The 14,818-nt window shown below is 68.6% G+C and carries 10 protein-coding genes; 6 read left to right on the top strand and 4 right to left on the bottom strand.

The genetic code is table 11. The annotated features are described in order from the left end of the window. The 5 genes from JSV65_08330 to JSV65_08310 all read left to right on the top strand — a co-directional run bounded on the left by JSV65_08330 (nucleotide 1) and on the right by JSV65_08310 (nucleotide 9,506). Nucleotides 1-1,242 (top strand): acetate kinase, encoded by a 1,242-nt coding sequence (locus JSV65_08330; GenBank protein ID UCH36346.1) that lies wholly within the window; start codon nucleotides 1-3, stop codon nucleotides 1,240-1,242. After that, nucleotides 1,242-2,501, top strand: coding sequence for a hypothetical protein (locus JSV65_08325; protein ID UCH36345.1), 1,260 nt, complete (start codon nucleotides 1,242-1,244; stop codon nucleotides 2,499-2,501). The genes JSV65_08330 and JSV65_08325 overlap by 1 nt, the downstream gene beginning before the upstream one ends. A gap of 98 nt (nucleotides 2,502-2,599) precedes the next feature. After that, a complete protein-coding gene (gene acpP / locus JSV65_08320) occupies nucleotides 2,600-2,854 on the top strand; it encodes an acyl carrier protein (protein ID UCH36344.1) in 255 nt (84 codons plus the stop codon). A 179-nt stretch (nucleotides 2,855-3,033) separates the two neighbouring features. Next, entirely contained in the window at nucleotides 3,034-6,987 is a 3,954-nt protein-coding gene (locus tag JSV65_08315; protein ID UCH36343.1) for a hypothetical protein, read from the top strand. An 80-nt stretch (nucleotides 6,988-7,067) separates the two neighbouring features. Next, complete coding sequence (locus JSV65_08310) at nucleotides 7,068-9,506, top strand: hypothetical protein (protein ID UCH36342.1); 2,439 nt, start codon at nucleotides 7,068-7,070, stop codon at nucleotides 9,504-9,506. Nucleotides 9,507-9,554: 48 nt separating this feature from the next. On the opposite strand, the gene JSV65_08305 is transcribed toward JSV65_08310, so the two are convergent. The 3 genes from JSV65_08305 to JSV65_08295 all read right to left on the bottom strand — a co-directional run bounded on the left by JSV65_08305 (nucleotide 9,555) and on the right by JSV65_08295 (nucleotide 11,417). Continuing rightward, nucleotides 9,555-10,400 (bottom strand): metallophosphoesterase family protein, encoded by an 846-nt coding sequence (locus tag JSV65_08305; GenBank protein UCH36341.1) that lies wholly within the window; start codon nucleotides 10,398-10,400, stop codon nucleotides 9,555-9,557. A 120-nt stretch (nucleotides 10,401-10,520) separates the two neighbouring features. Continuing rightward, nucleotides 10,521-10,925: a sugar phosphate isomerase/epimerase gene (locus tag JSV65_08300; GenBank protein UCH36727.1), complete on the bottom strand. Its 405-nt coding sequence runs from the start codon at nucleotides 10,923-10,925 to the stop codon at nucleotides 10,521-10,523. Between the two features lie 9 nt (nucleotides 10,926-10,934). Beyond that, the gene (locus JSV65_08295; protein UCH36340.1) at nucleotides 10,935-11,417 is read right to left on the bottom strand and encodes a TIM barrel protein; all 483 of its coding nucleotides are present in this window, start codon (nucleotides 11,415-11,417) and stop codon (nucleotides 10,935-10,937) included. 401 nt (nucleotides 11,418-11,818) lie between these two features. Between JSV65_08295 and JSV65_08290 the strand changes: the two genes are divergently transcribed. Then, complete coding sequence (locus tag JSV65_08290) at nucleotides 11,819-12,640, top strand: hypothetical protein (protein UCH36339.1); 822 nt, start codon at nucleotides 11,819-11,821, stop codon at nucleotides 12,638-12,640. A gap of 62 nt (nucleotides 12,641-12,702) precedes the next feature. Here JSV65_08290 and JSV65_08285 read toward each other — a convergent pair whose 3' ends face one another. Beyond that, nucleotides 12,703-14,766, bottom strand: a complete 2,064-nt coding sequence (locus JSV65_08285; protein UCH36338.1) for a DUF4129 domain-containing protein — start codon at nucleotides 14,764-14,766, stop codon at nucleotides 12,703-12,705. Nucleotides 14,767-14,818 lie beyond the last annotated feature (52 nt).

Here is a 14,818-nt window from a genome sequence, read left to right as displayed (position 1 = left end):
ATGAGCGACATACTGGTGTTGAACTGCGGCAGCTCGTCAGTCAAGTACCGACTGTTCGACGTGGACGACGAGAGCGCGGTGGCGCAGGGCCTGATCGAACGGATCGGCGAGGAGGTTTCCTACGTATCCCAACGCACGAAGGCGCACGAGACGGGGTGGGCGGAGCCCGTGCCGACGTACGAGCGCGCGTTCGAGATCCTGGCCCACCACCTCGTTGAAGTCGAGGACGCGCCGCTGCCCGGAGGCGCCGGGCTACTGGCGGTCGGGCACCGGGTGGTGCACGGCGGGGAGGCCTTCGTCGAGCCGTCGGTCATCGACGAGGACGTGATCCGCGCAATTCACGACTGCATCCCTCTGGCGCCGTTGCACAACCCGGCGAATCTGGCCGGCATCGAGGCGGCACGCCGCCATTTCCCCGACGCGCCTCATGTCGCGGTATTCGACACGGCGTTCCATCACACGATGCCGCGCGAGGCGTATCTGTACGCGATACCGTACGAGCTGTACGAGCAGCACGGGGTGCGGCGGTACGGGTTTCACGGCACCTCCCATCGCTACGCGGCGGGAGCAGCGGCGGAGATGCTCGGGCGCGACCTCGCGGAGCTGCGGCTGATCACCTGTCACCTCGGCAACGGGTGCAGCCTGGCGGCGGTGGCGGGCGGCAGATCCATTGACAGCAGCATGGGGATGACGCCGCTCGAGGGGATCCCGATGGGCACGCGCTCGGGGGACCTGGATCCCGGCCTGTTTCTGTACCTGCACTACCATCTGGGCATGAGCATTGAGGAGATAGACCATCTCTTCAACAAGTGCAGCGGTTTGCTCGGGCTGTCGGGGATGAGCAATGACCTGCGACCGATCGAGCAGGCTGCCGCCGCCGGCGATGAGCGACCGGAGGTCTGCCTGGAGGTTTTCGCCTATCGCGTAAAGAAGTACATAGGCGCATATCTGGCAGCCCTAGGCGGGGCCGACGCCGTGGTCTTCACCGGCGGCATGGGCGAACATTCCCCCGAAATCCGCGCGCGCATCTGCGCGGGTTTGGAGGGGCTCGGGCTGAGGCTCGATGCGGGGCGCAACGAGGCCTGCGGCGACGGGCAGGCGATTGTGAGCCCGGCGGATTGCGCCGTGGCAGTCCTCGTGATCCCGTCGAATGAGGAACTGCTGATTGCGCGCGATGCGTCGGACGTCGTGTCGGCGCGGCGCGCCGGCGGAGGAGTCGCGCATCACGGCCGGAGGGATTGATGAGGATTTGCATTTTCGAGGACGGCACGACTGACAACTTCCATCCGATTAACCTGCTGCGCCCAACGTTCGAGGTGCGCTGCGGAGCGATCAGCCTGCGCGAACGCATTCTCGCGGGCTACCCGGGCGCTGCGGCCTGTTATTCTGTGCGCGATCACCTGGCACCGGTGTACCGGCGACGCGTCGCGGGGGCGCCGGTCAACGATGCGGACGCGCTCGCCGGCGACGACTTGCTGCTGATTAACGGGCGGATGCTGGCGCTGGGCGACTGGCCCGCGGCTGCTGGAGACGACGAGGTGGGGCTGAGCGGGGACGACGTCGCCTACGCGCGAATCAGCGCCGCGACCGCCGCAACGCTTGGGGCGTCGGACGCGCTGTCGCTGCTGGCGCGGGCGAGGCAGAAAGTCGCGACCGCCAACGCGCCGCAGAAGCTGGTGAGCTATCCCTGGGATCTGGTGGAGCACAACCCGGAGTGCATCACGGCGGACTTCGCGGCCCTGCCGCAGAAGGGCGTGCACGGGGAACTGGCGGAGCTTTCCGTGGTATACGGGGATGAGGACCAGGTGTACATCGCGCCCGGCGCGCAGGTTCACCCGATGGTGGTGCTCGACACGCACGGCGGGCCGGTGATCATCGAAGAGGGCGCGCAGGTCTTCCCGCATACGCGGGTCGAGGGGCCGAGCTACATCGGGCGCGATGCGCAGATCGTCGGCGGCAAGATCCGGGAGGGGTGCTCGATCGGGCCGGTGTGCCGGGTTGGCGGCGAGGTCGAGGAGAGCATCATCCACGGTTACAGCAACAAGTATCATGACGGGTTCCTCGGGCATGCGTACGTCGGCGAGTGGGTCAACCTCGGCGCGCTGACGACGAACAGCGATCTGAAGAACGATTACGGGACGGTGGAGCTATACGTCAAGGGCGAACTGGTGGACTCGGGCTCGACGAAGGTCGGGTGCTTCATCGGCGACCATACGAAGACGAGTATCGGCACGTTGTTCAACACGGGCACGATCGTGGGGGTGGGGTGCATCATTCTCGGCGGCTCGGAGATTCTGCCGAAATACATTCCGTCCTTTGCGTGGTACTATAACGGTCACCTGGCGAAGGGCGGCGGATTCGACGCGCTCCTCGACACGGTGCGCACGGCCATGGGACGGAGAGACGTCGCAGTGACTGCGGACGACGTCGAGCTGCTGCGCGCCGTACGCGAGATGACGAAGCAAGAGCGCAACGAAGCGATACGTAAAGCAAGACGATAGCGCGGCGAGGCCGGATGAGAGAGGCGCTCGGCGAACGTGGAGCACTCTCGGATCCGGCGTCCGCATCATATTATCCGGAGCAGAAAGCGAGGGCAGCTATGGCCGAGGCGTCGGTCGCGGAACGAATTCGCGAGGTGGTAGCGAAGCAGCTGAAGGCTGATTTGGACAAGGTCACGGACGCCGCTTACTTCGTGCAAGACCTGGGGGCCGATTCGCTCCAGAGCATGGAGCTGATCGCGGCGTTCGAGGACGAGTTTGATATCGAGATGGACGAAGACGAGGCGGTCAAGGTGAAGACCGTCGGAGCCGCCATCGAGTTCATTGAGCGCGTGGTTGCGGAGCAGCACGGCTAGCCTCGTCATGCATGCCCGGCGCGTGCCGGCGCTGCCGAGTTGTCAGGGCGGGGGCGTGCAGTGGCGGACGATAAGCGATCCGGGCCGGCCGGCGCCGCAGGTGTCGCGCCTGGGGCGCCACCCGCTCGGGAAGCGGACGGCGGGGCGAGCCGCCGAGTTACGACGGTAAGGAGCGCTGCATGGCGAGAATCCTTTCCCTCATCCTCATTGTGAGCGTTGCGGGCCTGGCTGGGGCGGCGACCGAGCCCCTGCTGGGGCCGGACCAGATCATGCCGACCTCGGAGATCCGGGCGGGCATGATCGCCACCGGCAAGTCCGTTTTCCGCGGCACGGATATCGAGGAGTTCCACCTGGAGATCCTCGGCGTCGCCGAGAAGGCGCGGGGCGGCACCGACGTCATCCTGGCGCAGGTGCTGGACGGCACGCTGATCGAGCGCGAGTCCGGCATTCTGCAAGGCATGAGCGGCAGCCCGGTGTACGTGGGCGAGCGGCTGATCGGCGCCATCGCCTTCACCTGGCCGTTCTCCAAGGAGCCGGTTGCGGGCATCACCCCGATCGAGGACATGCTGAGGGTTCTGGCCGCGGGCGTTGAGTCGGAGCCGACCCCTGCGACCGCCGCGCTCGCGGAGCCGGTGGTGGTTGGCGGGCGCGCGGTGCACAGCATCCGCATCCTCGATGCCTCATCGTCCCTGACGCCGGACTGGATCGAGCCGGTCGGGACGCTCACGCTGCGCCCGGTGAGCAGCGTGTTCCTCGGCTCCGGCATGTCGCAGCGCGGGCTCGATCGCCTGCGCCAGGTCGTCGAGCCGTACGGCGCAGCCGTCACCCAAGGCGTCGGGGGCAGCTCGCAACTCGCGGGGGAGACGCTGGAGCCAGGCTCCGCGTTGGGGATCCAGCTCGTGCGCGGCGATTTCGACGTGACCGCGATCGGCACCGTCACGTGCGTGATCGGCGACAAGGTGCTCGCGCTGGGTCACCCGATGATGTCCATGGGCGAGATTGATCTGCCGATGACCGGGGCTTACATTCAGACGATCGTGCCCGGGTACGCGATGTCAATGAAGATGGGGGTGGCGGGGAAACCCGTCGGCCGCATCGGGCAGGACCGGATGTGGGCGGTCGCCGGCGTCACCGGGCAGGACGCGCAGACGATACCGATCGCGGTCACCATAGAAGATGCGGCGCGGGACATATCGCAGTCATTCAATGCACAGATTGCCCGACATCGGCTGCTCTCACCGGGGCTGGCGGCGACGGTCGCCCTGAGCGCGATTGACCGCGCGTGGGAGCGCATTGGCGAGGGCACGGCGCAGGTGACGGTGGAGATTACGGGGCCGCAGCGGGTGATACGGCGCACCGACACGGCGTTCAGCCCGCGCGACGCGGCGGCGGGTATCACAGGGGAACTCGCCGGCCCGCTCGCCGTGCTGATGGACAATGAGTTCGGCAACTTGGACGTCAAGTCGGTGCGGGTGAGCGCCCGCATCGTCCCCGAGCGCCAGACCGCGCGCCTGGAGCGGCTCAACGCCGAGCCGGGCAAGCACAAGGCGGGCGAGCCGCTCAAGCTCACCGTGCTGCTGCGACCCTTCAAGGGCGAGGCGGGGGAGAAGACGCTGACGCTCGAACTGCCCCCCGATCTGCCCGACGGCCGCCTGCGCGTGGGCGTCGCGGGGGGGAATGAAGCGGCGCAGTTGCGCTCGATGTTGGGTCTCGCGCCGCGCAGGGCGTTCAACCTCGAACAACTCGTCGAGATCTACGAGACCGCGGAGCGCGCGGACGCAGTGGTGGCGCTGGCGGCGCTGCCTTCGGTCGGCGTGACGGCGGAGGGGCGCCGCGTGTCCGCACTGCCCGCCTATCTAGTCGAGCTTCTCGGCGACGCGCCCTCAAGCGTCGTTCAAGCCGAGCGAGACTACTTGAAGGCGTCGCTTGCGTGCGACTGGGTGATTCAGGGGCGTCAGGTCACGTTCGTTGATGTCGAGGGCAAGCCCGGCGCGGCCAAGGCACGACCGCCGAGGTTGCGCCCGTCGCCGACCCCGGAGGGCGCGCCGGAGGGTGAAGAGGAGGAAGGGGAGCCAGTCGAGGAGGCGATAGCCGCCTTGATGACGATGGCGACCGCAGCCGCAGGCCCCGCCGAGGCCGGGAACGATGAAGCGCAGGCGGCAGACGGGAAGAAGGAGAAGGCGAAGAAGGAAGAGCCTGTCGCGCGCGGGCCGTCATCGTGGACTCACACCAAGCGATCCGATTTCCTACCGGGCGAGTTCGACGGGATCGCGTGTGACGAAGAGGGGGTGCTGACCCTCGCGCCGCAGCAGAAGACGCTGGCGAAACTCGGCGAGCCGGTCATCTCCGCCGCGGTAGCGCACGACGGCGCCATTTACGCCGCCACCGCTCCCGGGGGTCGGGTGCGCAAGCTGTCGGCTGACGGCGAGGTGCAGCAGACGTGGGATACCGGGGCCGTCATCATTACCTCGCTGGCGGTCGGCTCCGCGGGCAGTGTGCTTGCCGGTGCGGCTCCCGGCGGGCGCATCCTGTCGCTGGCTGAAGAGGGCAAGGTTGAGGAGTACTGGGCAACCGGCGAGGACACGGTGTGGGCGATGGCTGTGGCTCCCGACGGCGGCGTGTACGTCGGCACCGGCCCCAATGGCAAGGTTTTCCGAGTGACGGCGGGCGGCGAAGGCAAGCTGCTGTGCCGACTGCCGGCGACCAACGTGTATGCGTTGGCGGTGGCGGGTGAAGCACTGTACGCCGGGACGGGCAACGCGGGGGTAGTTTACGCGATTGATGCCGCCGGTCAGGCGCGCGCCGTGTATGACTCCGAGGAAGCGTCCGTGACGTGCCTTGCGGTGGGCGCGGACGGCGACATATTCGCGGGGACGGCACCGGGCGCGGGGGTGGTCCGCCTGCGGCCGGGGCGTGAGGTGGAACTGGTGTTGCGCGCCGAGGGGGAGAACGTCGCGGCGCTCCAGGCGAGTGCGAATGGCTCAGTGTACGCGGTGACCGCCTCGGACGGCGTGATGTACGAGATCGAGCCGGACGCGAAGAAGGCGCGCGTGCTGCGCAAGCCCGAGGCGGGGCACGCGATTGCCCTGGCGCTCGGTGACGAGGGGGTTGTGTATGCCGGCGAAAGCAACCCGGCGGCGATCGTGCGCGTGGGCCCGGGCGCGACGCGGAGAGGCACCTTCACGTCGGAGCCGCAGAAAGCGGTGCTCGGCACCCGCTGGGGAGCGATGAGCTGCGCGGCGGATGTGCCGGAAGGAACCACCGCGAGATTCCAGACGCGCTCCGGCGACAGCGCGGATCCGGACGACCACTGGAGCGGCTGGTCGGCGCCGTCGGATTTGAATGCGGCGACTCCCATCGCGAGTCCGCCCGCGGGATTCCTGCAATACCGTATCATCCTTGCGGCGGAGGACCCGGAGGTCAGCCCTGCCGCGCGCGACGTGCAGATCAACTACCTGCCGCCGAACCGGGAGCCCACCGTTGCCTTTTCGGCGCCCAAGCCCGCCGACCGGGTGCGCGGCAAGGTGGAGCTGAAGTGGAAAGGACGCGATCCAGACGGCGACACCCTGACCTATGACCTCTCTGCGTCGGCCGATGGCGGCGCGACGTGGACGGAGATCAAGACGGGCGTCGAAGACGAGACGTACTCATGGGACACGGCTGATCTCGGGGACGGGGCGTACCTGGTGCGGGTGATGGCCAGCGACGAGTTGAGCAACCCCGGGGCGGCACGCGAGGGCGAGACGCGACAGGTGCTGTGGGTGGACAATGCGCAGCCGACGGTTATCGCCCTGCGCCACACGGTGAGCGTGACGCCGGAGAAGCGCGCGACGTTCCGCGGCGCGGCGTCGGACAAGCTGAGCCCGATCCGCGGCGTGGATTACCGCGTGGACGACGGGAAATGGCGCGCGGCCGCGGTCGAGGGGCTGGTCGGCACGCAGCAAGTCTCGTTCGCGGTCGAGACCGACGAGTTGTCCGCCGGGGAACACACGATTCACGTGCGAGCGTTTGACCAGGCCGGCAATGACGCGAAGGATGAGATTCGCGTTACGGTTGAGGGCTCAACAACTGCCGACCGGAAGGCCAAGGCCGCAGAAGGCGAACGACAGCCGGCGCCCGCGAAAGCGCAGTAATCGCAATATCCTTCTCACTGACGCGGCGGGGTACGCGCCAAGATCGCGGCTCGGCCCACCGACACTCCCTGGAGGTCAGCATGGGGCACAGGATGTGGGCGCTGTTCATCGCCGGTGCGCTGGTCGCGTGCGGCGGCGCGTGCCTCGCGCAGGAAGGTGACGTCCTGCGCGTCGAGACGAAATGGCTGCGGGTGGAGGTTGATGCGACCACCGGCGCGGTGACCGGGCTGGCGGCGGACCCCGCCGGAACCGGGGACTTCACTCATCCCGTGCTGGCCGGGGCCGGCGACGGCGGGGGCCTGGGCATTGGGCCGGCATGCAGGAGCGCGGACGGGGAGGTCGTGCGCGCCGCGCCCGGCGAGGGCTTCGGCATCAGACCGGTCAGCCCCAACCGCGTTGCGGTGAGCGGCCTCGGCATCGGCGACGGCCTCTCCGCATCACTCGACATCGAGCTTGCCCCCGACGGGCCGGAACTCAACCTGCGCGCCTCCGTACGAGCCGAGACGGACGCGGCCTGCCGGTGGGCCGGCCTGCTGCTCGCTCTCGACCCGGCGCTGGCCCCGAGCACGGTGTACTTTGCAGGCCGCGAAGGGTTGGCATCCGCTCGCCCTGCCCGCCTGGTTACCGAGCCGATCTTCGCAGCCGGCGCGATCTGCAAAGGCGGTGCCGAGCGCACCTTCGTCGTGACCACCTCGCCGCCGAGAGCTGCTGAGATTGAAGTGCAAGCGGAGCGCTCGACGATTGCGCTCGCGCCGGTGATCAACCCCGAGCCGGTGACGCTGCGAAAGGGCGACGCCGTGAACATCGAGGCGCGCGTCGCGTTCGGCCTGCTTCAGGTGCCGACGCTGAAGCGGGTAACGAGCAAGTTTCAGCCGCTGGCGCAGGACTTCGTGCTGTGGACGACCCATGTTGCGACGAGCCGCCGGTTCCTGGTCACGGAAGGCGAGCCAGCGGTCGGACGGTGGATGCAGGAGACGGCGGCGGTGATTGACCCCGGGCTGCCCGAGGGGATTCAGGAGGCGTACCGACGCTGCTGGCTACGGGATGTTGCGCACGGCTGGAAGAGCGCGGCGCCGGTCGCCGGGCCGGAGCTGCTGGCGGTCATGCGCGACGAGATCGTGACGTTTTCGGACAAGCTCAATGAAGCGGGCCATCCGCCGACGCACATCGCCCCCGACGGCAGCGCGGCCTACGGCAATCTGGATTCAGCAGGCCTGCTCATCGGGATGATCTACGACTACCTCTGCCGGACGGGCGATGTCGCGTTCGTGCGCGGCGTTCTGCTGCAAGCGGACCGCATGGGCGAGGCGATCCTGGGCTTGCTCGGGCCGCGCGATCTGCCGGTGATCGGCGAGGGCGGGGACACGTACCCGGACCTCGGTTTCATCAAGGGCGAGCAGACGTACCTTACGGCAGTCTGCTGCGACGGCTTGCGCAAGCTTGCGCGCCTGCACGAGGTGTGTGGCGAGGCGGAGCCCGCGGGCAAGTTGCATGCGGCAGCGAACCGAATCGGCGCTGCCGCGAATCGCACCTGCGACAAGGGCGGGTTGTGGGACGCCGAGCGGGGCGTCTACGTCGGCTGGCGCAACCCCGACGGCTCGCTGTACTCCAACGAGGAGTCGTTCGCCAATCTGTGGACGATGTACGGGGGCGTGTGCGATGCTCCCGATCGCATCCGCGCCATCTTCGCGCACCTCAACAGCAACTGGCAGCGGTATTATCTCGACGGCTTGTGCCCGACCGCGCACAGCATCGAGCCGTACGCCAACGGCCTCAATCAATGGGTGCCGTGGGTGGGCGGCTGGGATGTGTACATCCGCACGAAGTTCTCGGAGCCGAAGGCGTATGACGTGTGGCGGCTGTTCCTGGCGGACTACGAGCGCACGGACTTCCCGTACCGCGAGGCATCCGGGTATGAGCAGAAAGAGGCGAGCGTCGGCAATCGGGGGCGCATCTGGGACTCGTGGGGCTTCCTCCAGGCGGTCTATGCCGGGCATTACGGTGTCGAGATGGCGCCGAGCCACCTGCGGATCCTGCCGCGCCCGCTGGAGTACGTCCCGGCCGATGGTTTCTCCGGCCTGGAGTGGCGGCAGGCGGCATATGACCTGTCGCTGCGAGGGCGCGGGCTGCATCTCGCACAGGTGACCGTGGACGGGAAGGAGTGGGCGAGCTGCGTGTTCTCCAAAGGCGCAGGCAAGCACGCGGTGGAGATGACGCAATCCGCCGGCGCGCGCAAGGCATTCGTGATGGACGCGGCGCCGCTAGTGGAGGTGTTGGCGGCGGAGCACCGCGAAAACGGGCTGCGCATCGAGGCCGCGGTGCCCGGCCCCGGGCGGTACTGGTTCGTCGTCCAGTGGCCGGATCTGTGGGGGCGGATGAACCCGGACGAGGTGCGCGGCGCGGAGTTTCCGCAGGTGGCGCGGCTGACGGGCGAGCGGGCGGCGATGATCGTGTCCGTCGGCCGCGCGGGGAAGTTCAGCGTGACCCTCGGCGGCAGCCGGCTGCTGATGGGGAAGTAGCGCAGTTGCTGGAGCAGGTGCCGTGACCGTCGGCGCCGGTGACGCCTCTCACCGCAGGTCGAGCACGGCTACCTCGGGGCGAGTGAACCAGCGCGGGGGGCTGGCGCCGGCGGCGACGCCGCTGGTGACGTAGACCCAACCCCAAGGCTCGCGCACCAGGCCGTAGGGATGACGCACGCCGTAGGTCGTGGCCGGGATCGGCGTGACACCGGTGAGGCGCTCCAACGCGGGGAGCACGAACCGCGGTAGGCGGATCTTGCCCGCGTGGGTATGTCCGCTGACAATGAGGGTCGCGCGCTGACCCTCGGGGTGCACCGCAGCTTCCGGATTGTGGGACAACAGCACGGCCGGCACATCGGCCGGCACCGAGCGCCACGCTGCATCCCAGTTCACAGCGCCCGCCCAGAGGTCGTCAATCCCGACGAACGCCAGGCGGGTCTTCCCTTTGCGGACGGTGGCGCTGTCGTTGACCAACACCTTTATGCCGGCGGATTCGAGAGCGGCGCGGACGCCCTGCGCGTCAGCCCAGTGATCGTGGTTGCCGAGGACGGCGTACACACCGAGCGACGCCTGCAAGCCGCCGAGGATCGCGGGAAGATCCGGGATGGCGCGCCTGCTGGATACGAGATCGCCGACCATCACAATCGCATCCGGCCGCAACCTGCGCGCCTCCGCCACCGCGCGCATCGCCGTCCCCTCGCCGATGCCCAAGGCGCCGAGATGCAGGTCGCTCATGACCACCAAGCGGACCGGCGTGGGCAGGCCCGCCGGGACGCGAACGGTGCGGACACGGAACCGGAACCCGTAGGCGAAGCCGACGAGGAAAACGACGAACGCCAGCGCGGCAACGGAACGGAACGTTATGAGTCTTCGCTTCTTCGGAATCCTGGTCAAGGTCTCCGGCATCCTCCCGGCGAGTCGCGACTCCGCAGGTGCAGACGCGTCATGAATAGCCGGGCCGGCACGCCGCTGTGGGATCGGCGTTCCATGTCCGGCTCACCGTCACCACGTCCGCTATGTTTCGTCCAGCAGGCGGTGCAGGCCGGCGACTGTGGCAGGAGTGCCGTTGGAGCCGTCCTGCGGCTGCCAGTGAGTCTCAACGGAAACGACGCCGGAGTACCCGTCGCGAGCGAACGCGACGAGTTCTTCTTTGAGGCGCGCCTCCCCCTCCCCGATACACTCCCAGCTGATCAGGCCGGTGGCTTCGTCGCGCACGCGCGCGTCCTTGAAGTGAACGTGCACGATGTGCGGTCGGACGGCCTCGTAGCCGTCCGGATAGTCCGCGCCGCCGGAGACGAACGAGTTCGCCGGGTCCCACACGGCCTTGAGCGCGAGCGAGTCAACCGCATCAATGATAACACGCGCATTCTCGCCGGTGTTGGCGTAGCAGGAGCGAACGTTCTCGAGGCCGAGGGTCAGGCCTTCACGTTAGGCGACGCGAGCGGGTATTGACAGGCCGTGGCGGATGAGGTCAAGGGTCTGCGGGGGGATCTCGCCTCCTCGGGGGGGACGCGGGGAGGGATTGCCGAGATCCACCATATGCGGCCAGCGAAACGAGAACGTGCGCACGAGGCGGCAGTCGAACGCCTTGGCCATGACGACGGCGCGCCGGAAGACGTCCATGTGGTGCGCGAAATCCTCGCTCGCCTCGAAGTTGCCGTCGGGGATGAGGTCAACCCGACAGGCCTTGAGGAAGCCGGTGCTGATCATGCTGACCCACAGGCCGTATTGGTCGAGCAGCGCCTTGACGCGTTCGATCTCGGGGCCGGTGAGGTCGGTCACCGACTTGCCCCACAGCCGTTGAAGCTCGACCGCCTCAAGGCCGAGATCGCGTGCGATCGGAAAGGACTTCTCGGGGTCGTCGCTGATCTCGTCGGCGACGACGCCGAGGCGAAAAGAGTACTGCGGCATCAGAACCTCCCGGGCGTCTCCATCATCGCATCTCGCGCGAGCACCGGGCTGCTGTTGGCGTGCAGCCGAGGCCGGCAAGTCGTGGTTTTCCGCGCGTGGCGGTTCCCGACCTCTCGGCCGCCCGGCAATCGAGCGCGGGGTGCAGGGCGGCCAAGGGTCCGCGCGGAAATGGCTGACTGGTGGAGGCACACCAATGAAGGCCTTGGCGGGCGCCTTGCTGACGGCAGAGGTGCCGGCACTCGGCGCCGGGGAGGCCGGACGGGTGGCCCTAGAGCTTCGGGGCGGCAAGGCGTCCGAGGTGAGCGTGCGGCCAGGGGGCGGCCTGTGACACGTGGGGTGCTCTGACAGCGGTGGCACGACTGGCAAGACTGCTTCGGCTTCATAGAGCGAACGGGGGCTTCGTGCGTCGTACTCCGGCGTGGAAGGAGTTCCGCCCGCTTGATGTCGCGTGCGCCGCCGTGCTCGGCGTTGAGCCGGAGCGCGCGCGTCATGACCTGCTGATCGTCGAGGGCGCGATCGGCAGCGTGGTCACCGCCAGCTCGCCGTGCCCGGTGGCGGTGATCGAGACGTTTCGCGGGGCCGCCGTGCGGGTTTTCGATCCGCTACGGTCGGTCGTGGCGCGACTGGTGCGCGAGGGCATGGAGCAGGGAGCGGCTTTGTCGGAGGCCAACCGCAACCGGATAGTCGAGGCGGTGGCGACCCGGTTGCCGATCGTCGAGATCTGGCACGATCTGCTCCACTACACCGATCGAGAGCACTTCGTCCCGGTACACGACCACCGGGTGCGGCGCATCAGAGACACGGAACGGCGGGCGCGCGGCAAGGCGAAGCAGGACGCGGTCGGGAAGTCGTTCCGCGAGGCGTACGGCGTGTACGTGAAACGCCAGCTTGCGGCGTACGCCGACATCGCGATGCGCGGCGACTACGCGTGTTCCATCGGGGTGTTCACCGAGCAGGACTTCCGCGGGCAAGGGATGGCAAAGTCCGCGGTGAGCGCGGCGACGCGGGCGATTCTCGGGGCGGGGCGCGTACCGCTGTACACCACCGACGAGACGAACGCGGCATCGCTGTCCATCTGCCGCGGCCTCGGCTACCTGAAGTACGGGCGCGATCTGTACTGCTTCATGGCCTCGGAGGACGAACGCACCCGCCGCGAGGAAGCGGCGCGCGAGGCCGAGCGCCGCGCCGCCGACTACGCGCTGCACCGGTGGGTCATCGACTGAGCGGCTGGTGGGCGGGGTGGTGTGTGCCGTGGATGATGTGCGGAGCACTCCGGCAGGTGCGCTCAGCGCAGGGCCTTGACGCGGCGCAGCCGGTCGGTCACCTCTTGCAGCGCCTGGCGCGCGGCGGCGACCTGTTGCTCCCCCACCTCGCGCTCGCTGAACCGCGCGGCGAGATACGCATTCGTGATGGCGCTGACGCCGCCCATGATGCTTGTGAGGTAGGCGTTTCTCGCCAGGCGATTCGCGTACTCGCTCGGGGTTTCCGCGTCGCGACGGGCAGTGGCTCGTTTCGCGAGGAGACGCGCGAGCCTGTCGTAGAGGAGGATGACCTCGCCGCGGCGCCCCTGCGCGCTTAGGAGTTGCTCGCGGCGGCGCATGGCGAGATAGGGATCGAGCCATCGCCCTTTGCCGACGACGGCGGCCCAGGCGAGCAGTGCGAGCAGGGCGAGCGCGTACATGAGGTGGCGGTTGACGAATCGAGCGGCGCGGCCCAGCCAATCGCGCTGGGAGGCGATGCGCGCCTGCTGGCCGGTGGCCGGTGATGCTTCGACCGTAATCCATCCCTCGTCGGGCAGGAACGACTCGACCCATGCGTGTGAGTCTTCCTCGCGGACGACGTAGACGCCGTCGGAGGCATCGTAATCGCCGGGGGCGAAACCAACGGCGACCCTCGCCGGTATCCCCTGCGCGCGGCACATCAGGGCGACGGCGCTGGCGAAGAGATCGCAGTATCCGACGCGGCTCCGGGTCAGGAAATGCACCACGGCATCTTCGCCGGGCGGAGTTGCGGGCGCATCGAGGCTGTAGCGTGCCCGCGCCTGAACCCAGCCCACGATCGCCGAGACCTGCGCGGCGGGATCGGCCACGTCGCCGACCGCTTGCCGGGCGAGATCTTCCACCTCGCGCGCGCTGAAGGGAATGGCGAGCAGGGCGCCGGCGTCCGCGCTGAGGATGCTGCGCGGTCCAAGCGGGCGCAGGTTGTCCACCTGTGAGACGACTTCGTACGAGTCCTGGAGTCGTCCGCTCGTGACGCCGAACGCGTGCCCGGCGTAGTCCAGGAAGACCGACCGCGCGCCCGATGGGTCGGGCAGGTTGACTTCGATCGGCTGCATCGCCGCAAAGAGCAGCGCGCTGCTGACGGTGACGAACTCGAATCTCTGCGGCACCGTGCGGCCGCGGGGCGCGCGCACGAGTGGCCGGAGGTCGAAGCGCCCGCCGACGCCCGCGACGGCCGCCGCTTCGCGGCCGTTCGCGGCCTGCCAGGATTCCCCGGTGTAGTACGCCAGCGAGCCCGCGCGCCAATGGAGCGGCTCTGCGCACTGCACACGCATGACGACGCGGCGACTAAGACGTATGGGGCCGGCACCCACGCGCAGCGACCTCGGCGAGGTCCACACCGGGCGCCCGCCCGCAGAGCCGGCGGCACCCGAGCCCGAGGAACCGCCGCGTCCGATGCGGCGTTCCGACCAGGAGCCCGGGGTAATCGCCGCCAGGGCCCGTGCTGCCGGCACGGCGACGCCGACGGCAAAGGCCACGAGCACGGCGAGCAGGACGAAGCGCTGACGGGCCACGTGCCGCGCATCCGCGCCGGGCTGCATGCGGCTGCGCTGCTGCTCGGCCACGAGGTGGGCATGTCCGACGAGGTACGCGCTGGCGAATACGAAGACGAGGAACGCCGCGGTAAACTGCGGGTCGAAGGTCTTGCTGCCGAGCAATCCGAAGATGGCGAGGCCAGGCACGACGCAGAACAAGAGATCCTCGGTGCGCACCAGCGCGAAGCTCCATACGACCGTGAGCGCCGCGAGCAGCACGGCGAGGCCGAGCTGGCGATCCGGCCCGACCGCCAGCGCCACCGGCTGGCCCGCGAAGGTCCCAGTTTCCCGATACCACAGGAGTGCCGCTCCGCCGAGTGCTGCGGTCCACGCCACAGCGTAGGGCCGGAGCTGCTCGAAGCGGCGCAGGAGCCAGCTGACGCCGAAACCCGCCGCCAGGACGAGGACGAACGCGCTCCACATGGCGGGGTCGCCGATGGTCATCGTCACCGCGCGCACACCCGAGGCGCTGACGACGAACGCGGCCGTGTAGAGAACGGCGTGGTTTATCAGTCTATCGCGATCAGCTCGCATCGCTCACCACTCGCGCCGGCGTCATACCGCGTCGCTTGCCGCACGCCCGAGC

The sequence above is a fragment of the Armatimonadota bacterium genome (assembly GCA_020354555.1).
Lineage (GTDB): Bacteria > Armatimonadota > Hebobacteria.
This window is presented reverse-complemented; position numbering and strand designations above follow the sequence as displayed.